Genomic DNA, 26,473 nt, shown 5'->3' on the forward strand with positions numbered 1-26,473 from the left:
GCATGCGCCTCTGGATCGCCATCGTCGCGGGATTGAGCATGGGTCAGTCGTACGACCCGGAGCCGTTGCCTCCGGATGATCCGTCCGTGAGAGACCCGGCTGCGGCGGCCCTGCAGGATGCCTATGAGCAGGCCGCGGATGACCGGAACGGTGCGCGGCCTCCCCAGGGCTATGTCATCCAGGCCCCGACGGATCCGACCGAGGGCAGCTATTACTCGCTGACGCCCCTGATGTCCGATGGGAACCCGCCAGTCACTTCGGGCGAGGTCGCGATCGAGCAGTCCCAGACGTATGTGCCGCCGCCCGTCCCCACCGTCTTCGAGCAGCAGACTTCCACCGGTGAGTCGACGGAGACGGAGGCCGCGCAGCCTCAAACGGGTACGGGAGGCGCTGGGACCGCGGGGAGTTCGACGGAGCAGCCCACCACGGGTTCGGGAGCGGCCGGAACGACTGCGGGGCAGCCAGCCACGGGCACGGGTGCCGCGGGGACTGCGCCGGCCTTGGGCACGACCGAGGCGAATGCCCCTGGCTTCGGCGGCGCCTACGATATGGGCGCGACCTCCTCGGCGGCTCCGAGCAACGTCGCTCCGGGTGGCACGGGCGGGGCACCGCTGGATACGTCGAGCGTGACGGTGCAGGAACCGGGGACCGCGACGGGCGGCGCGGGTGCTGCCGGTACGACGGGAACCGCCGCGCCGACTGCTGCTCAGGAGGGCACGGGTACGGCCGGCACGACCGGAGCCCCCACGCAGCCTCCTACAACCGACGATACGGGGACGGCCGGTACGACCGGAGCCGCCACGCCGAGCACCGCTCCAGAGGGCACAGGTGCGACCGGTGCGGCGGGAACCGTCTCGCAGCCCCCTGCGACGGGCGGCGCGGGTACAGCCGGCACCACTGAAACCGGAACCACCACGCCGAGTACCGCTACGGGTGGCGCGGGTACGGTCGGCACGTCGCCCGCGACGGGTGGCTCGGGTACGACAGGAACTGGTGTGGGCACGACGGCGCCGGCTCAGACGCCTTCGGATCAGACGACGCAGGTGCCCCAGGGAGCACAGGGGCAGGCTCAGCCGGCGCAGCCGCTTCAGGGCTCGCAGGGACAGGCTCAGACGACGCAGGCGCCTCAGGCAGCGCAGGGCCAGGCACAGGCGGCGCAGGCCGCCGCGGCCAATGAGGAAGTGACGCGTTTGCGCCAGCGCATCGCGGACCTGGAGCAGGAGATGGAAGCCCGCGACACGCTCGCCACCGAGCGCACCCAATCCGTGCAGACCCAGGTGGATACGCATGAGCAGCGCGCCTACGAGGCCGAGCGCGCGCGGCAGCAGCGGCTGGCGCGGATCCAATCCGGGGGCCAGTGGATGCTCGCCGCGGATCAGGCGCTGGAACAGGGCGAGCTGGACGTGGACAACGCCCTCGACATCGCCGACGAGGACTTCTCCGTCGTGCGCCAGAGCGCCGCGGCCTTCGGTCAGGGTGGCGTCGTGGTCCAGGCCGAACGCATCCGCGCGCAGATCGCCTACGCCCGGGATGCCGCCAACCGGCGGGACATCTACGCCGCGCGCATCGCCCTTCAGAGCGCGGGCGAAGAGCTGCGGCTGGCGCGCGCCGCGAGCCTGGAGCGCTCGGGCACGGCCAACTCGCTGCTCAATCCGTGATGCGCGGAGTGCTGCTCACGGGCGCGCCCGCGGGCTTCGCGATGAGGTAGCCCTGCACGAAGTCCACTCCGTGCCGGCGCACCCAGGACAGCTCCTCGGCCGTCTCGATGCCCTCGGCCACCGTCTGGATGCCGAGCTGCCGGGCGATCTCCAGCAGCTTCTGTACGATGGACGCCTTGTAGGGGTCCGCGTGGACGCCCCGCACCAGCTCCATGTCCAGCTTCATGAACTCCGGCCGGAGCTGGTGGATGAGGTTCAGCGACGAATAGCCCGCGCCCAGGTCGTCCAGCGCCACCTTGAAGCCCGCCGCGCGGTAGAAGTCCACGATGGCGCGCAGGTGCGCCGCGTTCGCGGCCCGGTCGGATTCGATGATCTCGAAGACGACGTGCGACTCCGGGATGCCCGACTCGCGGATGGCCGCCGCCGTGGAGCGCAGGCAGTAGGCCGGATCGTAGATGGCCGTGGGCGTGAAGTTGATGAACAAGTGCGTGCGCAGCTGGTGCCGCACCGCCTCGCGGATGGCCGTGGTGCGCGCGGCCAGGTCCAACTGGAACAGCAGGTCCGCCTCGCGCGCCGTGTCGAACATCCGGTTCGGCGGCACCAGCGCCCCGTCCCGGTCCCGGCCTCGCAGGAGCGCCTCGTGCGCGAAGACGCGCGAGGTGTCCTGCGCGTGGACGATGGGCTGGAAGAACGTGGTGAGCCGCGACTCCGCCAGCATGTCCACCAGCCACCCGGACTGATGCAGCGTGGTGAGCCGCTGCAGTGAGTCCACGCGCGGGAAGTCCGCCATGCCGGGCTCGCTGTCGCCCTCGACGAAGAGGGCGCGCGTGCCCCGCACCTCCTCCGCCGTCAGCACGTTGGGCAGGCTCGCGGAGAGCTTCCGCAGGCCGCCCTCCTCCATCCCCACCACGACACACTGCGCGTCGGTGCGCAGCTGGAAGGTGCCCCCCGAATCACGCAGGTGGGCCACCAGCTTGCCCAGGCTGTGGCCCAATGGCGGCCACAGGAAGAGACGCCCCGGGGCATCCGGCGTCTCGGGCAGGGTCTGGCAGCGGCCGCATCCGTTCAACGGGGTCATGACACAGCCTTGGCGTCACGGGGTGTGGCGGAAGATGAGCAGTCCCCGCGTGGTGTCCCACCCATACACCAGCCCGTCCGCGACATGAACGCCCTGAAGGCCGTCGAAGTAGCTCTTGCCCCGGCCCGCGTCCGTCTCGTTCCAGGTGTTGAAGTACCCGGCGGCCTTCGGCGTCCCCAGCGTGGACACGTCGTACACCCGCAGGCCGTCCTGGTAGTTGGCCACGTAGAGCGTGGTGCCCGACAGCGTCATGCCGCCCAGCGTCGCCTCGGGCCGCAGCGGCAATTCGCCGCGCTGCACGATGGACCCCGGGCTCGTGGCATCCAGCGTGAGGATGGAGGAGCCCCACGCGTCCGAGCCCTGGTAGACGACCGTGGAATCCCCCAGCTTGCCCACCGCCAGGGCGCTGGTGGAGGGCCCGGCGAAGCGGCCCAGGAGCTTGGGCAACTTCGCCGTCGTCGCCAGGGGCGCGAGGTCCGTCACCGTCATGCCGTAGCTCCAGTTGCTCACGTACAGGCGGTTGTCCTGCACCGCCAGGGCGTAGGGGTACTCGCTCAGGTCGGCCGAGGCGCCCTCCACCGTGTAGCGCACCACGAGGGTCGGCGCGGACGGCTGGGTCACGTCCAGGATGACGATGTCCGCCCTGGGCAGGGGCGACGCCACGTAGAGCAGGTTGCCGTCCTTCGCCATGCTGTCCGCGCGCACCGACAGGTCCGCCAGCACCGTCTTGTCGCAGGTGGGGACCTCCGGCTTCGTGAGGTCGCAGATGCGGATGCCCGTCGAATAGGTGCCCAGATAGAGCGTCGTGCCGCTGATGAGCGTGCTGGTGTACGTCTCCGTGGGGAGCTTGTGCTCGGACACCAGCGTCGGGTGCGCGGGGTCCTTCACGTCGTAGACGAACATGCCCTCGTTGCCCGCGATGACGTAGGCGTAGCCGTTCGCGACCGCCACGCCGTTGGCGGCGCCTCGGGGCAGCACGCCCTGGCCCAGCAGCGCCACGCGGTCGGACTCGGCCTCGCCCTCGCGACGCGCGACGCGCTTCGCGGTGAAGGTGCCCTGGCTCACCGTCGAGCCGTTGCCGCACACGCGCACCACCCCCAGCACCTCGCCCGGCCCGGAGGCCTTGCAGCCGGCGAACGCGTAGCGCACCGTCGAGCCCTCCGTGCTGCCCGCGACGTCGGCGGCCAGGAAGAAGGTGTCCGCGGTGACTTGCTTCGTCGTCATCGGCAGGCCGACGAGGAGCGGATCGCCGGGCGAGAAACGGATGGATGAAGGGCCCGAGTAGCCGTCGTTCAGGTTGATGTTCGCATTCCAGACGCCTTCGGCCTGGACAACACTCAACGTCGACCTGTCACAACCGGTCAGGTCGATGGCTTCAAGCTGACACTCGGCCTTGTTGTCGGAACTGTCCTTGCCACAACCGAAGGCGAGGAGCGCGCTAGCGGCGACGAGAGAGAGACGATTCATTCCCTCCTCCATACCGGGCCATCCCGACCGCCGCCAAGTCCCCCGGCGTGAACAGAGGGAGAAGCACCGGGACGTCCACCGCAACGCAAAGAAACAAAAGGACCGCTTGTGCGTTTCCGGTGGGAGAGGGAGCCTTCCTCCAGGCCCCTGATAGCCTGTCTCCTCGCCGTACCGAGGTGCTTTTTGAACCCCCGTCCGCACGTGATCGCCGTGCTGCTGGCCCTGCTCCTGCCGGAGCTCGCGCTGGCCCAGGTCTTCGTCGTTCCCCGCCGCGCGGGGAAGACGCCCGTGAACAGCTACGAGTTCGAGTGGCGGCATGTCGACATCCTCGTGGACCCCGCCGCCACCGGTCTGGCGAAGCCCGCGGATCACACCGCGCATGAGAACCCGCCCGGAACCCAGGGCGGCGCCAATCCACAGGCCCCCACCACGTCTCCCCAGACGGGCGACCCGCAGTCCCCGCCGGGCGGGCCGGAGGTCACCCCTTCCGGCAACGTCCCGACGAACCGGCCGGGTGACTCCATGCCCAGGACGGACGGCGTCGCGCTCGACATGGGCGCGTCCGACGCCGGCATCCCGCCGACCGTCACGGGCCTTCCCGACGGCGGCATCCCGCCCCCGGGCGTGGTGGCGCTGGCGGACGGCGGCACCGTGGGCGACGCGGGCACGCTCGCGGGTGTCACCGGCGAGGACGGCGGCACGGTGTTCTCCGGCGCGCCGCTGATGCTGGGCAGCTCGGACGCCGGCTTCAAATACACCTACGCGAAGGACCTGGGCGCGAAGACGGGCGGCGTGCGCTTCTACTTCTACGAGCGTGAGCGCGAGGTGGCCGAGCGGGCCGCCCCCATCATCGAGGAGGCGTACCGGTACCTGGTGGATCAGTTCAAGTACGTCCCCACCGAGACGTTCCCGTACATCCTCTACAGCAGCTACGCGGAGTTCCTGCAGACGAACGTGTTCGCGGTCTCTGAAGGCACGCTGGGCGTCACCTCCACGGAGGACCTGAAGCTGTCCCTGCCGTACCTGGGTGACCACCACCTCTTCGAGGAGGTCAGCACGCACGAACTGGCGCACCAGTTCACCATCCAGAAGGTGCGCACCGTGGCCGAGCAGGCCAAGACGTTCGGTGATCCGCTGGGCGGCTATCCGCTGTGGTTCATCGAAGGTCTGGCGGAGTTCTACGCCAAGCGCGGCCTGGACCCCGAGGCGGAGATGATGGTGCGGGACCTGCTGGTGAACCCGGACCTGATGAAGGGCTACGCGTTCCTCGACTTCTTCTCCCCCGGGCCCTACGGCTACCTGTGGATCTACAAGGTCGGCCAGGCGCGCGTGGCGTTCCTCGAGGAGGAGTACGGCGCGGGCATCACGCAGCGGCTGCTGGAGGAGGCGCCTCGGCTGGTGGGCGGCTCGCGCGACTCACCGTCGCTCAAGTTCGAGGAGCTGCTGGAGCGGCTGACGGGGGATGACCCCAAGCGCATCTCCGCGCGGTTCGAGAACTGGCTCAAGCGCCGGTCGTTCAAGACGTACCTGGAGTCGTCGCAGACGGCGCCCGCGCTGGACTCGATTGGCGAGACGCCGGGAATCGTGACGGCGATGGCCAGCGGTCCGGACGGCAACGTGCTGGCGCTGCGCACCATCATCCCGGAGACGGGCGAGAGCCGGCTGTACATCACGGATCCGCGCACGCCGGGCAAGACGGTGAAGGTGGCGGGTGACGGCGTGCCGGGCGTGGAGTCCCTGCACCCGGTGTCCGGCCGCAACTTCGCGCTGACCAAGGACAAGCTCGCGTTCGTGGCGGAGCGCACCGGGCGCGACGTGCTGTACGTGCAGGACTACGTGCACAAATCCGAGAAGCGGGCCACGGACGTGCTGGTGCGGCGCTCGGCGGTGCGCACGGGCATCGGCACGGAGGTGGGCCTCAACGTGACGCTGGAGACGGGCGACCGGCATGCGTACCGCGTCGACAAGCAGGGCGTCCTGGCCATCTACTCACCGGCCTTCTCTCCGGACGGCCGCTACATCGCGTTCATCGGCATCAACGACACGGGCCTGCGCGACCTGTACCTGGTGGACACCACGCAGGGCGAGGACGCGAAGATCCGCAAGCTCACCGACGACGTCTTCGCGGAGCGCCAGGTCACCTGGGGCCCGTCCGGCATCATCTACACGTCCGACGCGACGTCGCACCGCAAGTACAACCTCTTCCGCATCAAGCCGGACGCGCCGGTGGGCCAGGCCGAGCGCCTCACCAGCGAGGACCGCGACGAGGCGGATCCGCTGGCGCTGCCGGACGGCCGTGTGTTCTTCGTGGCCTTCAACAAGAGCAGCTCCGACCTGCACGAGCGGCTGGCGGATGGCCGCATCGTGCGGCGCACCGACCTGACGACGGGCGTCTTCGAGCCGGGCCCCGGCCCGGACGGCGGCCTGTGGATGCTCTTCCACATGAGCGGCGAGCGGAAGCCGTCCCTCCTGCGTCCGCCGCGCATGCTGTCGCTGGAGAGCGCGAAGGAGCCGGCGGCGGATCCGCCCTCCCCCATGGCGCTCAAGCCGCTCACCGACGCGCAGGCCTACCGGCCCTTCACGCGGGAGAACATCGAGCTGGGGCCCATCTTCGGCTTCGCGGGCGCGGGCGGTGGCGGCTTCGTGGGCCAGGTGTTCGCGTCCGCCTCCGACCGGCTGCGCGACCACCAGATGGTCCTCACGCTGGCGGTGTACGGCTCCTTCGAGTTGACGGACGGCCTGCTGCTCTACGTCAACGACGAGAAGCGCACGACGTGGGGCGCCGGTCTGTTCCAGTCGCTGCGCTTCCGCGTGGACAAGACGTTCGACGACCTGCCGGCGGACCAGCGGCCGTTCTTCGTGTCGTCGGAGCGCTACTTCGGCGCGTTGGGCAGCCTGCGCTACCCGCTCAGCACCTTCTTCTACCTCCAGGGCGACCTGAGCATCGGCGGCACGAAGTACTTCCTGGATGACTACAGCGAGTTCTACCTGGCGTTCCCGGAGCGCAACGAGTCGAACACGGAGCTCCTGTCCGCGTGGCGCGCGGACAACCAGCACATCCGCTTCCAGACGGAGCTGAGCGGCCGCGTCGGCTACGACAGCATCAAGTACCACTACGCGACGGGCCCGCTGTCGGGCAGCTCCGTGCTGCTGGAGGCCACCGCTGGCGTGCAGCCCTTCGACGGGCAGGCGTACGGCAACCTGCGCCTGGACGCGGAGCGGTACTTCCCCATCTACGGCCGCACCAACTTCTTCGCGCGCCTGGGCGCGGGCACCACGGTGGGTGGCCGCTACGCGCGCTCCTACTACCTGTCCAGCTTCGACACCCTGCGCGGCGTGAACTTCGGCGACGAGCGGTGGCTGCTGGGCCAGCACTTCGTCTACTCCACGGTGGAGGCGCAGCTGCCCCTCAACGACATCATCCGGGTGGCCTTCCTGAGCGACCTGGAGGCCATCGCCGCGGTGGACATGGGCGGCGTGGGCGACGGCGCGAGGGACCTCTGGGACCACCGCGTGCTCAACGCCGTGGTCGGCTTCAACCTGTCGCTGGGGCCCCTGCTGTTGCGCCTGCACTTCGCGCGGCCGTTCGACATCAACGCCGCCGAGGGCAAGCCCGACGAGGGCTGGGTGACGAACTTCTCCATCGGCGTCGCCGGCCTCAACGGCTTCTTCGACACCAAGGGCGACCGCAGGCCCGGCTCGTCCACGCCGGGACCGGCGCTGATGCCCGCCCTGGGCGGCGGCTACACCACGCCCATGGTGCACTGAGGTCAGGACTGCGCGGCGACGAGGGCGGCGTTGGCGCGAGCCAGCGGCCCCCCGTCGTTGGGGATGCGCTCGAAGTCCCCGCGCAGGGCCTTGATGGCGAACTTCTCCAGGTCAATCTCCCGGCGGGTGCGCACGCCCAGCGCGCGCACCAGCACGGAGAGAGGCCCGAAGCCGGTGAGGCCGTGCTGGAGGAGCAGGGCCAGGGTGACGCCGCCGAGCACGCCCCAGCCCCGGCCGGATTTGCGCCCCAGCAGCAGGCCACCGAGCGCCAGCCCGGAGACGCCCACGACCAGGGTCCGGTGCACGTCCCACTCGTGCTCCAGCTTTTCGAGGTACCGGCTCATCTCCGAGCGGTCCCCCTGCTCCGCCATGTAGCGGACACACGACTCCACGTGGGCGTCGATGCGCCGGTTCATCGTGGAAGGCGCGTGGGCGCGCACGGCATCGGTCGAGGTCTGGTTCCAGGACTCCATCATCACTCCCTTGACGGACTCGGGCCGTCCTCCAGCCTGCTCCCAGGAAGCTAGGTCCTGCGGTTGCGTCCGTGCACAGCGCGGAGTGCCATGGCCGTTGCCCGGCTGCCCGCCCCTGGGGCGGTGACGCCTTCCACCCCCTGTCGTGGAGGGCAGGCAGGCGGGCCTGGGGTGGGCAGGCGAGCATTCCGGGGAGGGAAAGAGTTTTCCATCCGCTGGGCGATCCAGGGCCCATGCGTCGCCCCCATGGCGTTCCACGCAGGCGACAGCGGTTTCCCTCCGCCTCCCTGGCAGGGAGGCATGGGCCTTGCTCTGGGGTCGGGCGATGCGTCTACGACTCTTGATCAGCCTCTCGATGTTGCTGGCCGCCTGTGGCGCCGGAACATCGAATCCCGATGATGGACAACCCTCCGTGACCGACCCCGGCATCACGGACCCCGGCGATTCGGATGCCGGGGTTCCCGACGGGGGCTCCGAGGACTCGGGCACGCCGGACGCCGGGGCCTCCGACGGCGGCTCGGTGGACGCGGGCACCGACCCCGGGGATGGCGGGAGCGCGGATGCCGGCACGGATCCGCAGCCCGTTCCAGAGGTGGAGCGGCCCTACACGCTGCCGAAGCTCCAGACGACGGTGCCGGAGTACGCGCTGATCATGCCTCCGGAGGTGCTGGAGAAGTTCATGCGCGAGCCGTTGACCGAGGAACAGGACGCGACGTTCCAGGCGAACGGCAAGACGTTCCCGGTGAAGGTGCGGCTGCGCGGGGCCTCCGCGCGCTACTTCGACAAGAAGAGTTGGAACGTCAGCTTCGCGGACAAGGACAAGTTCGAGGGCCGCACGTCGCTCAACCTGGTCGCCGAGTACGCCGACGCGTCGATGATCGCCGAGAAGATCTCCTATGACCTGCTGGCGGCGATGCGGGTGCCGGCGTCGAAGGCGACGTTCGTGCGGCTCTCCGTGAATGGCCGCTACGAGGGCGTGTTCCTGGAGGTGGAGCAGGTCAACAAGGCCTTCGTCAAGGCGCGGCAGTTCCCGGACGACGACGCGACCATCTACCGCGCGGGCTGGAAGGACACGGAGTTCAAGACGTGGAAGGTGCCCTACCAGGGCGACTGGGTGAAGAAGACGAACGAGAGCGAGCCCGACGACGCGCTGTGGGAGGTGCTGGACGTCATCAACCACACGCCGGAGCCGCAGCTGGTGGCCGCGCTGGAGAAGAACCTGGAGATTGAGTCCTACGTGCGCTCCATGGTGTTGGACGCGCTGATGTCCAACAACTTCGTGGAGGACTCCGAGAGCTACTTCCTGCACGACGACATCACCGGGCGCTGGCGCTACGTGCCGTGGGACCTGAACAACGTCGATGCGCGCTGGTGGTACACGAACACGGTGGAGGACCAGTCCGCCTCCACGAGCAACATGAAGCACCCGCTGTTCAACTTCACGCTGCTGGATGGCTGGGTGGAGAAGATGTACCAGCAGCGCAAGCTGGAACAGGGCAGCTACCCGGGCTACCTGCCGACGTTCTCCAACATGGGCACGCGCGTGGTGCTCAACCCCGTGCTGCGCGCCCGGCTGGAGGCGCGGCTGGACAAGGCGATGGACGAGCTCTTCACGTCGAAGGTGATGGACCCGTACATCGACCAGCTCCATGCGTTGATCGACGCGTCCATGAAGACCGACCCGTACATGGACTACGCGAAGTTCAGCGCGGGCAAGGCGTACATGAAGCGCTTCGTGAAGTTCCGCCGCGAGTTCGTGATGGCGGAGGTGAAGCGGCTGAAGGCGGCGCAGTCCACGCTGGTGTTCGAGGCGTTCGACCCGCGCGAGGGATGGGTGGAGGTGGCCAACCACGGCACGCAGGCGGTGTCGCTCCAGGGCATGACGCTGACCACGAACCTGCGGGTGAGCCTGGCGGGCGGCGACTACGCGCCGACCATCGTGAAGGCCCCCATCGGCGCGGTGCTGGGCAACACGACGGTGGCGCCGGGGCAGACGGTGCGGCTCACGGCCGCCTCGCTGGGCATCACCTTCCCCGCCAAGGGCGAGGTGGGCCTGTTCAACGGCACGTCGGTGGTGGGCATGAAGGACGCGCTGTTCTACGGCGAGTTGCCAGCGGGCAAGCGCTACGTCCGGGGCGCGGAGGGCTGGGAGGTGCGCTGAGTCGACGCGCGGACATCGATTGCTGAGCAGGCGTGCGGGGCGGGCAGGGACGGGTTAGCACCCGGCCCATGCCCGCCTCTCGCGTTCTGGATGAGCTGTTGCCTCGCCGCTCCGGTCCCCTGCCCCGCGTGGCCGTCATTGGCGCGGGCATGTCGGGGCTGGCGCTCGCGCGGGTGCTGACGGGCGCGGGCTTCGGCGTACGGGTGCTGGACAAGGGGCGCGGGCCGGGAGGACGGCTGTCCACGCGGAGGAGCGCGGAGGGCGGCACGTTCGACCACGGGGCGCAGTACTTCACCGCGAGGGATCCGCTCTTCCGCGCGCTGGTGGAGGCGTGGGTGGCGGAGGGCGTCGCGGCGGAGTGGCGCGGGCGCATCGGGACGCTGACGCGTGGGGTGGTGACTCCGGCGAAGGAGTCCGTGCGTTACGTGGGTGTTCCGGGGATGAGCTCGGTGGCGAAGGCGCTGGCGGATGGGTTGGACGTGCGCACCGGGGTGCGGGTGGAGCGCGTGGTGCGCGAAGGCCAGGCGTGGCGGCTGACGTCGGAGACGGGAGAGGACCTGGGACTCGCGGAGGTGGTGGTGGCCGCGGTGCCCGCGCCGCAGGCGGTGCCGCTGCTGGCGGGGGCTCCCACGCTGGCGGCCCAGGCTGCGACCGCGCGGATGTCTCCGTGCTGGGCCGTGATGGCCCGGTTCGATGCGCCGGTGGCGGTAGAGTTGGATGGCGCGTTCGTGGAGGACTCGCCGCTGTCGTGGGTGGCGCGGGATACGAGCAAGCCGGGGCGGGCTCCCGGTGATCGCTGGGTGCTTCACGGGTCGCCGGAGTTCAGCGCGGCGCACCTGGAGGAGTCAGCGGAGGCGATGGCTCCGAAACTCGTGGAGGCGTTCGGCCAGGCCCTGGGCCGGGACGTGCGCGCGGTGGAGGCCGTGGCGCACCGGTGGCGCTTCGCGATGCCTTCACCGCCGCTGGAGGACACCTCCCTGTACGACGCGGCGCTGGGCCTGGGCGCCTGTGGCGACTGGTGCGCGGGCCCCCGGGTGGAGGGCGCGTTCCTCAGCGGCGTCGCGCTGGCGAAGCGGATCGCTGAACGCTGAAGCCTATTGCCGCTCGCGCACCACCAAGGTGCGGCGGGCGGTGAGGCTCGGTCGTCGGTGACGAGGATGTCGTGCGTGCCGACGCTCGGCTTCCACCACAGGCGCTCCGCGGCCTTCGCGGTTCCCAGGACGGCTCCGTCCACGAACCACGTCAACTCGCGGTCGTGCGCGGCCTCCGCCTCCAGGGGGATCTTCTGCTCCTCCGTGTTCATGCCCGGGATGAGCAGCGCCACCGTCCCTTCCGGTGGTGAGAGGATCGTCGGTGTGTCGCGCTCGCCTCCCGCGACGCAGCCGGGCGCCAGGGGCGGCGGCTCGGGCAACTGACGCTGCTGCTCCGCGAGCCACCGGCGCAGACTGGACGGCCAGGTCAGGTACACGCGCGACTCCGTCTTGCGCCCGTCCCTGCACCCCGGCCCCACCGCCAGCCCCGACGCCACGTCCACCTCCACGCGGTGGTGGTACGGACACGGTGTCGTCGGCACCGCCGTGCGCACCGCGTCCACCCGCTTGCGCTGCGTGCACGCGTCCGTGGGCAGGTGCCCCGAATACGCGCACACCTCCACGCTCACCAGGTCCTTTGGCGGCGCGGGGTCCTCCTCCTGCACCGCCGTGCCTCGCGGGCCGATGCCTTCCAGGATGTCGAACAGCAGCGGGGCCGCGTTCTCCGCGCCCACCAGGTGCACGCTCGACGCGTGGTCGAAGTTGCCCAGCCACACCACCGCCGTGTGCTTCGGACCAGAGCCCGCCGCCCATGCATCCCGGTTGCCGAAGCTCGTGCCCGTCTTCCAGTGCACCCGCGCCGGCAGCCCCGTGAGCCGCCGCCGCTCCGGGAAGTCCGGCCGATCCCTCAACGCCAACGCCTGCCGCGTCAGCCACGCCGCTCCCGGCGACACCAACGCCTGGGCCTTCTTCGGCGCCGTGTCCTGCTCCAGCACCCGCAGCGGACGCACCTGCCCATCCCCCGCCAGCGCCAGGTACACGCCCGTCAGTTCCAGCGGCGTCAACTCCAAGCCGCCCACCGCCGCGGACAGGCCGTAGTGCCCCGGCCGCGGATCCAGGCTGGTGACTCCCGCCTGCCGCAGTGAGCCCAGGAAGCCCTCCACGCCCAGCCGCTCCAACAGCCTCACGAACGGCAGGTTGAGCGACTGCGACAGCGCGGACTCCATCCGCACCAGTCCCAGGAATCGCCCGTCGAAGTTGCGCGGCTGGTAGCCGCCGTATGCCATCGGGATGTCCGGCACCAGCGTCTCCGGCCCCACCAGGCCCTGATCAATCCCCAGCGCGTACAAGAGCGGCTTGAGCGCCGACCCCGGAGAGCGCGCCGTGGCGAAGCCGATGATCTGCCCGCCGTGCTTTTCATCGAAGAAGTCGAAGTTCCCCACCAGCGCGCGCACCTCGCCCGTCTCCCGGTCCGCCACCACCGCCGCGCCGTTGTGGATGCCCTGCCGGTCCAACCGCCGGGCCGCTTCGCCCAGCGTGCGATCCACGAACCGCTGCGTGCCCGCGTCCAACGTCGTCGCCAGCCACGTCTCTCCAGGCCGCTGCGCCTTGAGCCACACCGCCGCGTGCGGCGCCTCCCTCGGAAACGGCGTGAGCACGTCCGGCACCGCCGTCGCCCGCACCTCCGCCAGCACCGCGTCGGACGCGACGCCCTCCACGACCAGCCCTCCGGACTCCAGGAGCCTCCGGGCGATGTCGTCCCGGGCCGAGCGCAGCCGCTCCCGGTTCTCCTGCGACGGGAAGCGCCGGTTCGGGTTCTGCGGCACCGCCAGCAGCGTGGCGATCTCCGCCGGGCTCAGGTGCTGCGCGGTGTGCCCGAAGTACGCGAGCGCCGCCGCCTCCACGCCCTCCACGTTGCGCCCGTAGGGCACGAACTGGAGATACGCCTCCAGCACCTCCTGCTTGGACAACCGCGCCTCCAACTGGGCGGCGCGGAACGACTCAATCACCTTCGAGGTGAACGTGCGGGGACGGGGCTCCAGCACGCGCACCAACTGCATCGTCAACGTGGACGCTCCCGACACCCGCCGCCCCCGGCTCAGGTTGAGCCCGAGGGCGCGCAGGGCCGCGAGCGGATCCACGCCCGGGTGCTGGAAGAACCGCTTGTCCTCCAGCGCCAGGAGGGCGCGGACATAGGCCCGGTCGACGCGGTCCTTCGGCGCGGGAATGCGCCACCGCTCGTCCGGGGCGAGGAAGACGTACGCGGGCGACCCGTCCCGGTACGCCATCACCACCGAGGGAGGCGCAGCCAACCGCTCCGGCAGCGGCACCCACCAGGCCGCCACGAGGCCCGTGCCCAACAGCACGAGCCCCGCGAGCGCCACCCCCGCCCACCTCTTCACGTTGAGACGCATGCGACGCATGGGGCCTAGAGCAGGTCGTCCTTCCAGGGCCCCGCCACCTGCACCGTGCCCGCGGCTTCACGGGCCCAGATGGAGGAGTCGTACATCGCCTCGGCCTCCGCGGACGGCAGGGTGAAGCTGCCGGCCGTCACCGCGCGCACCGCGTAGACGAGCTTCTTCGTCTCATGGGCCTGCAGCGTGCCGAACGCCTCCATGCGGTCATCGCGCACGTTCACGTAGTCGGCGGCCCAGAGCGAATCCGCGTCCACCCAGTCCACGCTGCCACCGCGCCCCAGGCGGGCGTTTTCAATCTCCCAGCCCGCCGGCAGGCGGTCCACCAGCGCGATGTTCTGCACGCGCTCGCCCCGGGTGTTGGTCACCTCCAGCTCCACGTAGATGAGGTCCGCCAGCTTCACCGGCTGGGCCTTCAGGTCCAGCGCGGTGCCATCCAACGAGCGCCAGGTGCGCTTGAGCGTCAGGCCCTCGCCACCCGCCTTCGCCTCGGGCGTGGTGCGCACGCCCTCGCTGTTGAGGATGAGGTAGACGTTGCCGCCGCCCTTCTCCTTCAGGTCGAGCGTCATGCTGGCGCGCTCGCTGGCGCGGGCCAGCGCCCACGTGCGGTCCGACACGCGCGCGTCCTTCTCCGCGACAGGCGCCACCGTCTTGCCCGCCACCGTGAGCGTGGGCGGCGAGAAGCTGGTCGCCGTGCCCTGCAGCCGCTTGCCCAGGCCGGTGATGCCCCAGACCAGCTCCTGCGTCGAGTAGTACGCCGACGTGCGCGTCGACAGCGCCGTCGCCACCATGCGCGCCAAGGGCTCCCCTTCCGGCGCGTCGCCGAAGAGGTCCTGGAAGGTGCTGAGCATCATCCCGCGACGGCGCCGGTCCGAATAGAACGACCAGCTGTTGCGACGGTCATCGGTGACGGTGGACACGTCCGGGCTGCGCAGCTCCTTCTCGTAGCGGCGGTCGCCGGACAGCCACAGCGCGGCCTTGAGCATGTACAGGTCCTCCTGGTCCTCGCCGCCGAGCGCCGCCTTCTTCGCCGCCGTCTCCAGCACGCTCACCATCGCCTGCGCCCGCGCCTTGCGCCCCTTGCCCGCCACCGCGAGCACGTAGTGCATGTACGCCTCCGCGTGCTGGCCGTAGTGGTCGTCCTGCCCCAGACGGCCCTCCTTCCGGGTCAGTTCGTCACCGATCCACGCGAGCGCGCTGTCCACGCGGTCGTCCGGCACCGGGTACTTCAGCTTGCGCGCGTCCAGCAGCATGTGCGTCGCGTACGCCGTGCCCCAGGCCACCGGCTCCGTCTGGCCCGGCCAGTACGCGAAGCCACCCGAGGGCGTCTGCATGGACAGCACCCGGTTGATGCCCGACTGCACCATGTCCTCCACCTTCGCCGTGGAGACCAGCGTCGGATCCACGCGCTCCACCAACTGGCTCACGAACAAGAGCGGGCGGGTGGAGGACGTCGTCTGCTCGATGCAGCCGTACGGGTAGCGCACCAGGTACGAGAGGTGCTGGAGCGACTTCGCGTAGGGATTGTTCGTCACCCAGACGTTGGTGCGCTCCGTGGTGGGCACCCAGCCGGCGAGCAGCGGCTTCAGGTCCGTGGTGCCCTGCGCCAGCTCCACCTGCTGGATCCTGCGCTCACGCGGACCCGCGGGAGACAGCGGCACGTCCAGTTGCTCCGTGGAAGTGTAGCCACCGCCCTCCACCTTCACCACCAGCCGCGCCGCGCCCACCGACTGCACCGCACGGCCCTGGAAGACGAAGGTGCGGGACTTTCCGTCCTCCAGCTTCGCGCGGCCCTCGCTCTTGCCCTTGAGTTCCAGCGGCGAGCCCAGGCCCTCCGGCATCGCGAGCCCCGGCACCGCCAGCGCCTCCGCGGACAGCGACACCTTCACGTCCTGCGCCTTGCCGGACAGGTTGGTGACGAAGACCGGGATTTGAATCTCATCGTTCTGGGTGAGGAAGCGCGGCAGCGTCGTCTGGAGCACCAGCGGGTCGCGCACCAGCACCTGCGCGCTGGCCCGGCCGATGCGCTTCGCTCCCGCCGTCACCACCATCACCCGCACCGCGCCCCGGTACTGCGGCAGCTTGAAGGGCACCTTCAGCTTGCCGTTGGCGGGCACCTCCACCACGCCGCTCCACAGGGCCACGGGCTTCACCGGCTGCACGCGGCCTTCCGCGCCGCCCTCGTCACCACCGGTGGAGCTGGAGTTGCCGCCCGGCGGCACCAGCAGCGCCCAGCCCACCGTCTCGTAGGTCTGGATGCCCAGCGCGCGCCGCGTGAAGATCTCCTTCAGCGGATCCGGGCTCTGGAAGCGCGTGAGGGACAGGATGCCCTCGTCCACCACCGCCACGGTGGCGAAGGTGGGCCCCTCCACGCCCTCCACCGCGACGTCCACGGAGAGGGTGTCGTTGCTCCTCACCTCCTTGGGCACCGTCAGCGAGACGGCCTGGGTGAAGTCCACCGGCTCCAGCGCGATGCTGCCCACGCCGAAGGCGCGGTCGGGCATGAACGCCTGGGCGGATTCCAGGTGCGGGTCCTTCACCAGGAACGCGCTCACGTACACGTTGGGCGCGTACTCGGACGGCGTGAACGACCAGGACACCTCGCCGGGCTCCACCTGCTTCCACGCGGTGGTGAGCACGCGGTCGGTCTCCACGGTGAAGAGGACGCGGCCCCGGTAGGGCGCCTTCAGCTTCACGGTGAGGGCCTCGCCCACCTTGCCCTTGGCGGGCAGCGAGATGTCCAGCGCCGTGGGCTTCAGGGGCCGCGGCGTCTGGTCCACGCGCGAGCCCTCGCCCCACCAGTAGTAACGGCCCTCGCCCTCGATGGCGAGGTCCGTCTGGGTGTTGCCCGCGCGAGCGCGCACGAGATAGCCCGCGCCATCGCGGCCCGGCAGCACCGTCGCGGTGAAGCGGCCGTTCTCCACCTTCGCCATCGCCTCGCCCTCACGCTGCGGGCGCAGGTAACGCTGGTAGCGCTCGTAGCCGGATTCCTCGTCGTAGTAGTAGCCGTAGTTCTCCTCGAGCAGCTGGTACTCCAGCTGCACCGTCTTCGGCGCCTTGTCCCCGGTGAAGGGCAGGCCGTTCCAGTCCACCACCACGCCGGTCAGCGTGAAGGGCGTGGACGCCTTCACCTTCTGCGTGTTGGCCTGGAGGCCCAGGTAGTACGCCTCCGGATGCACGGGCACGGTGGCCTCACCGATGGTGGAGCGGCCGCTGCCGGACTCGAAGACGCTGGCCACCGCGGACAGCCGCGCCGCGCCCTTCATGGGGCCGGACGCCGCCTGCGCCGGGCAGTTGAGGAGCGCCTGCCCCTTCGCGTCGAGCGTGCCCTTCACCTGCCCCAGCGTCACGGGCCGGGGCGCGTTGCCGTCCTGGCGCCAGACGCCGTAGGTGTACTGGGCGTTCTGCTTGGGCTTGAACGGCACGGACTCCAGCCGGCACGTCATCTCCACCGGGCTGCCCTCGGCGGATCCGCCGAAGAGGTACGCGGCCTCCACGCCCACCGGAATCTCCGTGCCCTGCACGTAGCCCGGCGCGCTGGCGCTGGCCGTCACCTTCATGCGCTCCGGGACGAACTCCTCCACGTTCACCGCGTAGGAGGCCAGGTCGCGGTCCGCCACCTTGAGGCGCACCCAGTAGTGACCCGTGTCCTGGAACGCCGCGAAGGCCTGGTCGAAGGCCACGAGCCCCGCCGCGTTCGTCTTCAGCGTCACCTTGCGGATTTCGCGCTCGCGCGGGTCGATGACGCGCACCTCCACCGGCATGCCCACCGGCGGCGCCAGGTTGTCCTGGCCGCGCAGCACCGCGGCCACGTGCGCGGTGTCACCGGGGCGGTACACGCCGCGGTCGGACCAGATGGAGGCGCGGTACGGCTGCTCGGCGCGGTAGGGCTCACCCTGCACGTCCGAGTTGGCGATCTCCGTCTTCAGCTCGTCGTACTTGAGGTACGTCAGCTCGTCGCCCTTGCGCGCCACCAGCGCGAACGGGGCGCTCTCATCCACACCGGGCGCGGGCACCTTGAGCTGGCAGCCCGCCTCGCCCTGCGTGGTGCAGCGGGCCACGGCCTGCCCGCTCTTCTTCACCAGCGACACCTCCACGCCGGACAGGGGCTCCGTGCTCTCCAGGCCCAGGGCCCAGACCCACACCTCGCCGGAGTCCTTGGAGCCCACGGCGGGACCGCCGCGCTTGGCCACGAGGCTCAGGTCGGTGAGCAGGATGCGGGCGGCGGCCTTGTAGTCGCCGCGCTCGGCCAGGATTTCGACCAGGCCGCGCGTGTTCGCGGGCACGAGCGACGCCACGTCGATGTACGTGGTGAGCAGCGCGTCCGGCGTGGACTTGAGCGGCACCGCCTTGCGCACCAGCACGTTGCTCGTCCGCTCGTCGGCGCTCTCCGAGTAGTCACTGCCCATCCAGAAGACGAGGTTCTCCGGCGGGATGTTGCGCACCGTGAGCGTCACCTCCTCCAGGTTGAGGTGCTGCAGGGGCAGGTTGCGCCACGCGCTGCGCGGCAGGTAGCGGCCGTTGGCGTTGAAGCGCACCTGGGACTGGCGCGCCGGCACGGAGAAGCCGCGCGACCAGGCGCCCATGAGCGTGCCGCCGCCCACGGACAGCGTGCCCTCCGCGATGGAGAGCGTGTGCGGGCCGCGCTTGAAGTCACCGAAGATGCGGAAGCCGCGCCGCGACGGGGCCACGGAGAACTTCACCTTCGGCTTGAAGCGGATGGCGTCCTGGGCCACCGCGTCGCTCAGCGAGCAGCCCTTGTTGTCGTCGTCGTAATAGTACGAGTCCCACTGCTCGTCGGTGGGGCTCGCCGGGGCGTCCGCCGCCACGTCGCGGCAGCTCACCTCGTAGAAGTAGCCGCTGGAGCCCTCCTGGAGGCTCACGTAGGTGATGTCCAGGCGCTTGCCGCCGTTCACCACGAAGCTGCCCGTGGTCGCGGGCGCCTGCTCCTTGGAGCCGGTCCCCGCGGACGTGAGGCCCTCGCGCAGGGAGAACTCCACCGTCGCGCCGGGCTTGAGCTTCGGGTGGGTGAGCGCCACGGACAGGGAGTTGCGCGTGTCCGCGCGGGTGCTCCACTTCACGTCGCTGATGGCGGCGTTCCCCACGCGGAAGCTCATGCGGGAGCGCACGGCGGCCAGGTCCACCGGGCCGGAGAAGTCCACGTGCGCTTCCACCAGCCCCTTCAGGGGGTCCATGCGCGTGGGGTAGACCTGGGAGAACTTGAAGGCGTAGGTCGAGAAGTTGTAGCGCCAGTCCCGGAACGACGCCGGCTGGACGATGCCCGCGTCGGTGTTCACCGCGTCCACGGACACGGTGTACGTCGTGCCGGCCGCGAAGCCCGTGGACGGCGTGAAGAGCAGCGACGAGGGGCCCGTCCACTTCAGGCTGCCCGCGACCTCCGGAGAGAACGTGACGCGGGTGCCGTCCACGCTCTCGTAGCGCGGGCGCACCGGCAGCGCGAACTCGATGACCACGCCCAGGGGCACGGAGTTCTCGCTGGCCAGCTCGTGGATGACGGGCGTGAGCTTCGCGGCCTGCACCGGCGCGGGCGTGGACGGGGACGGCGTGCCGGCGTCGGTCGCCATGGCGGTCGACGAATCGGCGGGCGGCGTCTTCGCGGGCTCTTGCTTGCAGCCGGCGGCGAGCGCGCCCACGAGCAACGCCGGCAGGAGCCAGCGGGCACGGAGCGTGCGCGCGGCCTTCGGCGGGACTGCGGACTGCGGGGACATGTTTCCTCCAGGGGGTGGCGGCGGAACCGATTTCATGCCGCGTGCCGCGCGTGGGGCCTTGGAGGCGCACGGGAAGTGCGGCCCGGCGACCACGTGCCGGCGCTCCCCCGTGCGCGTCCGCGGGCCCACAGGGTGTCCGGGCAGCCACACTCGCGGGTGGCCTGCTGGACGCGCGGGACGCGGGATTTCGCGGTGCAGACTGGCGGTGAGACACCTCGCCGGTCAATGGGGCCTCTGCCCGGCGGGACAAGCCCGCCGGTCAATGAGGCCTCTGCCCGGCGGGACAAGCCCGCCGGTCAACTGGGGTCCCTGCGACGTGCACCGGGGCGGTAGGGTGCGCCGCCATGGTGCTGCCCGTCCGATTCGTCCTCATGCGCCCGCGCAACGCGGAGAACCTGGGTGCCGCCGCCCGCGCCCTGAAGAACTGCGGCCTGTCCGACTGGGCCTGGGTGACGCCGGAGGTGGAGGACCTGGGCCCCGCCCACCGGCTCGCGGTGCACGCGGAGGATGTGCTGGGTGGGGTGAAGCGCCCGGACTCGCTGGACGCGGCGGTGTCCGACTGCGTCTGGGTGGTGGGGACCAGCTCCCGCAAGGTGGAGGGAAAGCGCCGCCTGTCGCCCAGGGCCGTGGGGGAGGAGCTGGTGGCGAGGGCGAAGCAGGGGCCGGTGGCGCTCGTCTTCGGGGATGAGCGCAGCGGCCTCACCAACGCGGAGGTGGAGCGCTGCCACGACCTGTCCGCGGTGCCCACCGCGCCGGAGCAGCCCTCCATCAACCTGGCGCAGGCGGTGCTGCTCTACGCCTACGAGGTCCGCATGGCGCACCTGGCGGACAGCGCGCCGCCGCCGGGTCCCCTGCCCCTGGCCGCCACGGACGCGGAGCTCTCACGGGTGGAGGCCACGCTGGAGGCGCTCCTGGGCGCGGGCGGATTCCTCGTGGACGCCCAGCCCGGGCGCACGGCGGTGCGGGACCTGGTCGCGCCGCTGCGCCGCTCCCGGCTCACGCGCAACGAGGCCCGGCTCTGGCTGGCCGCGCTGCACACCGTGCGCAAGCACTTCCCCGGCAGGGACGACCCCTGAGCAGGCAGGGGGACACCCGGCGCCGCGCGGCGGGATGCCCGCGCGTCGCTACCTTTCCTGGAACGTCCGAACCGCACGGAAAGGAGCACCGCGTGAACCACATGCCCTACGAATCGATGATCGTGGGAGGCACCGAGCCCGGCCCTGGCCGTCAGGCGCCCGCCCACGAAGAGGTCTTCGAGGAACCCGGCCGCACGCCCGGGACGGCGGAGGACGGAGGGCTGGAGGAGGAGTCCCACCGCATGGCGGACGGCGACGAGCCGGGCCCGACACCGGGCTCCGCCGAGGGGGATGACCCCGACGAACCGGTCCGGCACTAACTGAAGGAGCACGCCGCCGCCTCAAGCGCGGCTACAGTGCCGCGCCCATGCCTCGCAAGCCCGAACGGCCCCCCAAGTCCCCGCCCCGCCCCAACCGCTGGGAGGGCAAGGAGAAGCCGGACTGGCTCTCCCGCGCGCTCGCCCGCGCGGGCGCCATGCCCCAGGACGAGGCGGAGGCCGCCATCAAGGCGGGCCGCGTGACGGTCAACGGCCGCGTGGCGACCACGCCCCTGACGCCCGTGCCACCCGACGCCGTCATCAAGGTGGACGGCATGCCGGTGCGCAAGGGCGCGCCCACGCACGTGCTGGCCTTCCACAAGCCCGCGGGGGTGCTGACCTCCACCGCGCGCCAGCACCGCACGGGCACGGTGTTCGAGCTGCTCCTGCCCCAACTGCCCCTGGAGCTGAACCGCTTCACCTGGCACGCCGTGGGCCGGCTGGACGTGGACACCACGGGCCTCTTGCTCTTCACCAACGACGACAAGCTGGTGGCCCATGCCACGTCCCCGGAGACGAACCTGCCCAAGCGCTACGTGGCCACGGTGTTCAGCACCGCGGACGACGCGAAGGTGGAGCCGCTGCGCCAGGGGATGATGCTGGATGACGGCCCCGCCCGCCCCGCCGGGGTGCGCGTGCGCGACGAGCACACGGTGGAGGTGACGCTCACCGAAGGCCGCCACCACCAGGTGAAGCGCATGCTGGGCGCCGTGGGACTGCCCGCCCGCGCGCTTCACCGGGAGGCGGTGGGTGACATCACCCTGGACGACATCCCCGAGGGCGGCTTCCGGCTGCTCACCGAGGAAGAGGTCCGCGAGAAGCTGAATTACTCGGGCCGGGACTGACTTCCCGGTGCCCTGGCCCCCCGGCCTGGGGTTAGGGTGGGCCCATGGCGGACTTCGACCTGGTGGTCATCGGATCAGGCCCCGCGGGGGAATGGGGCGCGGTGCAGGCCTCTCTCGCGGGGAAGCGGGTGGCGGTGGTGGAGCGGGAGCCGGTGCTCGGGGGCACCGCGGCCAACACCGGCACCCTTCCCTCCAAGACGCTGCGCGAGACGGCGCTGCACCTGTCCGGATTCAAGGCGCGCGGGCTCTACAGCGTGGACGCGACGCTGCGCCACGAGGCCACCGTCTCCGACTTCCTCTTCCGCGAGCGCCGCGTGAAGCAGATGGAGCGCGAGCGCATCCACAAGAACCTCCAGCGCCATGGCGTAACGCTGTTCCAGGGCGCCGGCTCCTTCGTGGACGCGCACACCGTCGCAGTGAAGCGCGAGGGCGCGGAGGTCGCCCGGCTCTCCGCCGGCACCGTCCTCATCGCCACCGGCTCCACTCCGTACCGCCCGCCGATGTACCCCTTCGGCGACCCGCGCGTGCACGACTCGGATGAGATCCTCGACATCACCACCCTGCCCCGCACGCTGGTGGTGGTGGGCGGCGGCGTCATCGGCTGCGAGTACGCGTGCATGTTCGCCGCGCTGGGCATCCCGGTGACGCTGGTGGAGGTGAAGAACGACCTGCTCAACTTCCTGGACGCGGAGATTGGCCAACTGCTCCGCGACTGCATGGAGACGCTGGGCGTCCGCCTGCGCCTGGGCCAGACGGTGGAGTCCGCGCACGTGCCGGAGTCCCACTCGGAGCCCATCCGCCTGCAGCTGTCCACGGGCGAGGTGCTGGAGGCGGATCAGGTGCTGGTCGCCTCCGGCCGCACCGCGAACACCGCGGGCCTGGGCATCGAGGCGCTGGGCGTGAAGCAGGGCAAGCGCGGCCAGATCGAGGTGGGGCTCGCGTACCAGACGGCCGTGCCGCACATCTACGCGGTGGGGGACGTCATCGGCTTCCCCGCGCTGGCCTCCACGTCCATGGAGCAGGCCCGCATCGCGGTGGAGCACGCGTTCGGCCCGGGCAAGCGCACGCTCACGCCCATCCTGCCCTACGGCATCTACACCATCCCGGAGGTGTCCATGGCCGGCGACTCGGAGGAGTCGCTGCGCGCGCGGAGCATCCCCTACGTCGTCGGCCGCGCCACCTTCGACACCAACCCGCGCGGGCAGATCATCGGGGAGAAACAGGGCCTCCTGAAGCTGCTCTTCCACCGCGACGACATGAAGCTTTTGGGCGTGCACGTGCTGGGAGAGCAGGCCTCGGAGCTGGTGCACGTGGGGCTCACCGCGCTGCTCACCGGCGCCACCGCGCAGCTCTTCGTGGAGACCTGCTTCAACTACCCGACGCTGTCGGAGGCCTACAAGGCCGCCACCTACGACGCGTTGGATCAGGTCCGCGTGAGCAGCGCCTGATCCACCGCGGAGCCGCTAGCGCGAGTCCTTGAGGCTGCCCACCGTGAGGCCCGACTCGCGGGGGGCCACCCGGTTCACACCGTCCGAGGACACCCGGGCCAGCGGGGGCGCGGCGGCGGGCGCGGGGGCCTTCGAGGCCGCGACCCTGGGGGCCGCCCCCTTCGAACCGCCGCCCTGCCCCGGCGCGCCCTGGAGCAGCGAGCGGATCCGCTCCCAGCGCACCTTCTCCTCCGCCACCAGCCGCACCAGCTCCTCGCGGGCGGCCGCGTCCGGCAGGTCCGCCGCGGCCGCCGCCACCTTGTCCATGAAGGGCAGCAGGTATCCGAAGTCCCGGTCGAAATTGGGGGTCGCCATGGGGGGCACCTTAGCCGTGGTAGACGCGCGACGCGACGATGCGCCCGCCCTTCACCTCCAGCACCTCCGCCACCGGCATGGGCGCTTCATTGGGGGCGTGGCGCAGGTACTCCATGAACACCCGGTCCCCGTCCGCCGTGAGGGCCGTCTCCTCGTAGCGCAGGCCCGGCAGCCGGGCGATGGCGTCCCTCCACCACCGCTCCAGGGCCGGCCGGCCCACCAGGCGCCCGCCCGTGTCCGGATGCAGAACGCGAATCTTGGGCGAGGTGTGTGTTGCATCCTCCGCGTAGAGCGAAACCAGGGCGGTGACGTCGTGGGCGTTGAAGGCCTGGAGCCAGGCCCGGGCCAGGGAGAAGTTTTCGCTCGCGCTCATTGTTATGAGACCTCAGTCGGAACAGGGACGGCGGAAAGTAGGCGGATGTACGCCCCGCGTCATGCGGATTTGTCTGGTAACTGGGTCCTGTGGGAAGTAAGGGCCCCGCCTGCTCTGTTCCCTCAGGCAATTTTTTCAATCGAAGAAGGACCGGATCGTGGCCTCCAACGTACCCATCGAGAAGATTCGTAACATCGGTATCTCCGCCCACATCGACTCGGGCAAGACGACGCTGTCCGAGCGCATCCTGTTCTACACGGGCAAGATCCACGAGATCCACGAGGTCCGCGGCAAGGACGGCGTGGGCGCGGTCATGGACTCGATGGACCTGGAGCGTGAGAAGGGCATCACCATCCAGTCCGCCGCCACGTACGCGATGTGGGGCGACTTCAACATCAACCTGATCGACACCCCGGGACACGTGGACTTCACCATCGAGGTGGAGCGCGCGCTCCGCGTTCTCGATGGCGCCATCCTGGTGCTCTGCTCCGTGTCGGGCGTGCAGTCGCAGTCCATCACGGTGGACCGCCAGATGAAGCGCTACAAGGTTCCGCGCATCGCGTTCATCAACAAGATGGACCGCTCGGGCGCGAACTACGATCGCGTCGCCGCGCAGCTGAAGGAGAAGCTGGACCACCACGCGGTGAAGCTCCAGTACCCCATCGGCGCGGAGGACCGCTTCCAGGGCCTCATCGACCTGCTCTCGATGAAGGCGTTCTACTTCGACGGCGAGAACGGCGAGAACATTCGCGAGGAGGCCATTCCGGCGGACATGCTGGACGAGGCCAAGCTGCGCCGTGACGAGATGATCGAGGGCATCGCCAACGTCGACGACGAGCTGGGCGAGGCCTTCCTCATGGACCCGGGCTCCATCACCGAGGATCAGCTCCGCGCCGCCGTGCGCCGCGCCACCATCGCGCTGAAGATGACGCCGGTGATGTGCGGCTCCGCGTACAAGAACAAGGGCGTGCAGCTGCTCCTGAACGCGGTGTGCAGCTACCTGCCCAACCCCAAGGAAGCGACCAACGAGGCCCTCGACCAGAAGAACAACGAGGCCAAGGTCATCCTGGAGTCGGACCCGGCCAAGCCCTTCGTCGGCCTGGCGTTCAAGCTGGAAGACGGTCGCTACGGCCAGCTCACCTACATGCGCGTGTACCAGGGCAAGGTGAGCAAGGGCGACTTCATCATCAACCAGGTGAACCAGAAGAAGGTCAAGGTTCCGCGCATCGTCCGCATGCACGCGTCGGAAATGCACGACGTCAACGAGGCCACGGCCGGCGACATCGTCGCGCTGTTCGGCATCGAGTGCGCCTCCGGCGACACGTTCACCGACGGCACCGTGCAGTACACGATGACGTCCATGTTCGTGCCGGACGCGGTGATCTCGCTGGCGGTGACGCCGAAGAACCGCGACACGCTGGCGAACTTCTCCAAGGCGCTCAACCGCTTCCACAAGGAAGACCCCACCTTCCGCGTGCGCCGTGACGAAGAGTCCGCGCAGACCATCATCAGCGGCATGGGCGAGCTCCACCTGGAGATCTACATCGAGCGCATGAAGCGCGAGTACAACTGCGAGGTGGTCGCCGGTAAGCCGCAGGTGGCGTACCGCGAGACCATCTCCCAGAAGGGCGAGTTCGCGTACACGCACAAGAAGCAGACCGGTGGTTCGGGTCAGTTCGCGCGCGTGTGCGGCTACGTGGAGCCCCTGCCGGCGGACGCCGTGCAGCAGTACGAGTTCGTGGACGACATCGTCGGTGGCTCCATCCCGCGCGAGTTCATCCCCGCGTGCGACAAGGGCTTCCAGGAGGCCGTGAAGAAGGGCAGCCTCATCGGCTTCCCCGTGGTGGGCCTGCGCGTGGTCATCAACGACGGCGCGTTCCACGCGGTCGACTCGTCCGAAATGGCGTTCAAGACGGCCGCCATCATGGGCTTCCGCGAGGGCTACGCCGCCGCCAAGCCGGTCATCCTCGAGCCGATCATGAAGGTTGAAGTCACGGCTCCGGAAGACTTCCAGGGTTCCGTCGTCGGCCAGCTGAACCAGCGCCGCGGCACCATCCTGGAGACGGGCACGGCCGAGGGCTACGTCACGGCGGTGGCCGAAGTGCCGCTGAACACGATGTTCGGCTACTCCACGGACCTGCGCTCCGCCACCCAGGGCAAGGGCGAGTTCACGATGGAGTTCGCCAAGTACCTGCCCGTGCCCCGCAACGAGGCCGAGGCCCTGATGGCGCAGTACAAGGAGAAGCAGGCCGCGGAGCAGGCTGCCCGCAAGTAGTCCGGG

Annotated in this window: 15 protein-coding genes and 1 pseudogene; 9 read left to right on the top strand and 7 right to left on the bottom strand. The window is 70.2% G+C overall.

What is annotated here, in order from left to right; translation table 11 throughout:
• The first annotated feature begins 2 nt into the window (after window positions 1-2).
• Window positions 3-1,658, top strand: a complete 1,656-nt coding sequence (locus tag ACX114_RS28185; protein ID WP_459289525.1) for a hypothetical protein — start codon at window positions 3-5, stop codon at window positions 1,656-1,658.
• On the opposite strand, the gene ACX114_RS28190 is transcribed toward ACX114_RS28185, so the two are convergent.
• Window positions 1,648-2,736, bottom strand: a complete 1,089-nt coding sequence (locus ACX114_RS28190) for an EAL domain-containing protein (RefSeq protein WP_459289527.1) — start codon at window positions 2,734-2,736, stop codon at window positions 1,648-1,650. The genes ACX114_RS28185 and ACX114_RS28190 overlap by 11 nt on opposite strands.
• A 15-nt stretch (window positions 2,737-2,751) precedes the next feature.
• On the bottom strand, window positions 2,752-4,203 hold the full coding sequence (locus ACX114_RS28195) for an LVIVD repeat-containing protein (RefSeq protein ID WP_459289529.1): 1,452 nt from the start codon (window positions 4,201-4,203) through the stop codon (window positions 2,752-2,754).
• A 183-nt stretch (window positions 4,204-4,386) separates the two neighbouring features.
• On the opposite strand from ACX114_RS28195, the gene ACX114_RS28200 reads away from it, so the two are divergent.
• A complete protein-coding gene (locus ACX114_RS28200) occupies window positions 4,387-7,971 on the top strand; it encodes a tolB protein precursor protein (protein ID WP_459289531.1) in 3,585 nt (1,194 codons plus the stop codon).
• 2 nt (window positions 7,972-7,973) lie between these two features.
• Here ACX114_RS28200 and ACX114_RS28205 read toward each other — a convergent pair whose 3' ends face one another.
• On the bottom strand, window positions 7,974-8,444 hold the full coding sequence (locus ACX114_RS28205; RefSeq protein WP_459300308.1) for a hypothetical protein: 471 nt from the start codon (window positions 8,442-8,444) through the stop codon (window positions 7,974-7,976).
• 325 nt (window positions 8,445-8,769) lie between these two features.
• Here ACX114_RS28205 and ACX114_RS28210 point away from each other — a divergent pair, with 325 nt between their 5' ends.
• Entirely contained in the window at window positions 8,770-10,605 is a 1,836-nt protein-coding gene (locus ACX114_RS28210; protein WP_459289533.1) for a CotH kinase family protein, read from the top strand.
• Window positions 10,606-10,673: 68 nt separating this feature from the next.
• Window positions 10,674-11,696 (top strand): NAD(P)/FAD-dependent oxidoreductase, encoded by a 1,023-nt coding sequence (locus tag ACX114_RS28215; protein ID WP_459289535.1) that lies wholly within the window; start codon window positions 10,674-10,676, stop codon window positions 11,694-11,696.
• A gap of 3 nt (window positions 11,697-11,699) precedes the next feature.
• Here the strand turns inward: ACX114_RS28215 and pbpC are convergent.
• Both pbpC and ACX114_RS28225 read right to left on the bottom strand, forming a co-directional pair.
• A pseudogene (gene pbpC, locus ACX114_RS28220) lies at window positions 11,700-14,059 on the bottom strand (penicillin-binding protein 1C).
• 5 nt (window positions 14,060-14,064) lie between these two features.
• A complete protein-coding gene (locus ACX114_RS28225) occupies window positions 14,065-19,779 on the bottom strand; it encodes an alpha-2-macroglobulin family protein (RefSeq protein WP_459289537.1) in 5,715 nt (1,904 codons plus the stop codon).
• Window positions 19,780-20,123: 344 nt separating this feature from the next.
• Here ACX114_RS28225 and ACX114_RS28230 point away from each other — a divergent pair, with 344 nt between their 5' ends.
• From ACX114_RS28230 to sthA, 4 genes are all read left to right on the top strand, one after another.
• Window positions 20,124-20,855, top strand: a complete 732-nt coding sequence (locus ACX114_RS28230; RefSeq protein WP_459289539.1) for an RNA methyltransferase — start codon at window positions 20,124-20,126, stop codon at window positions 20,853-20,855.
• Window positions 20,856-20,956: 101 nt separating this feature from the next.
• Window positions 20,957-21,175: a hypothetical protein gene (locus tag ACX114_RS28235; RefSeq protein ID WP_043323852.1), complete on the top strand. Its 219-nt coding sequence runs from the start codon at window positions 20,957-20,959 to the stop codon at window positions 21,173-21,175.
• A gap of 47 nt (window positions 21,176-21,222) precedes the next feature.
• Window positions 21,223-22,017, top strand: coding sequence for a pseudouridine synthase (locus ACX114_RS28240; protein ID WP_459289541.1), 795 nt, complete (start codon window positions 21,223-21,225; stop codon window positions 22,015-22,017).
• Window positions 22,018-22,061: 44 nt separating this feature from the next.
• Window positions 22,062-23,465 carry a Si-specific NAD(P)(+) transhydrogenase gene (gene sthA, locus ACX114_RS28245; RefSeq protein WP_459289543.1) on the top strand — a complete coding sequence of 468 codons (1,404 nt, stop codon included), beginning with the start codon at window positions 22,062-22,064 and terminating at the stop codon, window positions 23,463-23,465.
• 15 nt (window positions 23,466-23,480) lie between these two features.
• Here the strand turns inward: sthA and ACX114_RS28250 are convergent, their stop codons facing one another.
• A complete protein-coding gene (locus tag ACX114_RS28250) occupies window positions 23,481-23,819 on the bottom strand; it encodes a hypothetical protein (RefSeq protein WP_459289545.1) in 339 nt (112 codons plus the stop codon).
• A 10-nt stretch (window positions 23,820-23,829) separates the two neighbouring features.
• Window positions 23,830-24,192, bottom strand: a complete 363-nt coding sequence (locus ACX114_RS28255) for a nuclear transport factor 2 family protein (protein WP_459289548.1) — start codon at window positions 24,190-24,192, stop codon at window positions 23,830-23,832.
• A gap of 157 nt (window positions 24,193-24,349) precedes the next feature.
• Here ACX114_RS28255 and fusA point away from each other — a divergent pair, with 157 nt between their 5' ends.
• Window positions 24,350-26,467, top strand: coding sequence for an elongation factor G (gene fusA / locus ACX114_RS28260; protein WP_459289551.1), 2,118 nt, complete (start codon window positions 24,350-24,352; stop codon window positions 26,465-26,467).
• The last annotated feature ends 6 nt before the right edge of the window (window positions 26,468-26,473 follow it).

The organism is Corallococcus sp. M7 (assembly GCF_054512695.1).

Excerpts from the sequence above, each read along its gene's own strand:
- ACX114_RS28205 (WP_459300308.1), bottom strand. The coding sequence starts at position 8,444 with ATGGAGTCCTGGAACCAGACCTCGACCGATGCCGTGCGCGCCCACGCG.
- ACX114_RS28185 (WP_459289525.1), top strand. The coding sequence starts at position 3 with ATGCGCCTCTGGATCGCCATCGTCGCGGGATTGAGCATGGGTCAGTCG.
- sthA (WP_459289543.1), top strand. The coding sequence starts at position 22,062 with ATGGCGGACTTCGACCTGGTGGTCATCGGATCAGGCCCCGCGGGGGAA.
- ACX114_RS28235 (WP_043323852.1), top strand. The coding sequence starts at position 20,957 with ATGCCCTACGAATCGATGATCGTGGGAGGCACCGAGCCCGGCCCTGGC.
- ACX114_RS28190 (WP_459289527.1), bottom strand. The coding sequence starts at position 2,736 with ATGACCCCGTTGAACGGATGCGGCCGCTGCCAGACCCTGCCCGAGACG.
- ACX114_RS28250 (WP_459289545.1), bottom strand. The coding sequence starts at position 23,819 with ATGGCGACCCCCAATTTCGACCGGGACTTCGGATACCTGCTGCCCTTC.
- ACX114_RS28195 (WP_459289529.1), bottom strand. The coding sequence starts at position 4,203 with ATGAATCGTCTCTCTCTCGTCGCCGCTAGCGCGCTCCTCGCCTTCGGT.
- ACX114_RS28230 (WP_459289539.1), top strand. The coding sequence starts at position 20,124 with ATGGTGCTGCCCGTCCGATTCGTCCTCATGCGCCCGCGCAACGCGGAG.
- ACX114_RS28240 (WP_459289541.1), top strand. The coding sequence starts at position 21,223 with ATGCCTCGCAAGCCCGAACGGCCCCCCAAGTCCCCGCCCCGCCCCAAC.
- ACX114_RS28255 (WP_459289548.1), bottom strand. The coding sequence starts at position 24,192 with ATGAGCGCGAGCGAAAACTTCTCCCTGGCCCGGGCCTGGCTCCAGGCC.
- ACX114_RS28210 (WP_459289533.1), top strand. The coding sequence starts at position 8,770 with ATGCGTCTACGACTCTTGATCAGCCTCTCGATGTTGCTGGCCGCCTGT.
- ACX114_RS28225 (WP_459289537.1), bottom strand. The coding sequence starts at position 19,779 with ATGTCCCCGCAGTCCGCAGTCCCGCCGAAGGCCGCGCGCACGCTCCGT.
- ACX114_RS28215 (WP_459289535.1), top strand. The coding sequence starts at position 10,674 with ATGCCCGCCTCTCGCGTTCTGGATGAGCTGTTGCCTCGCCGCTCCGGT.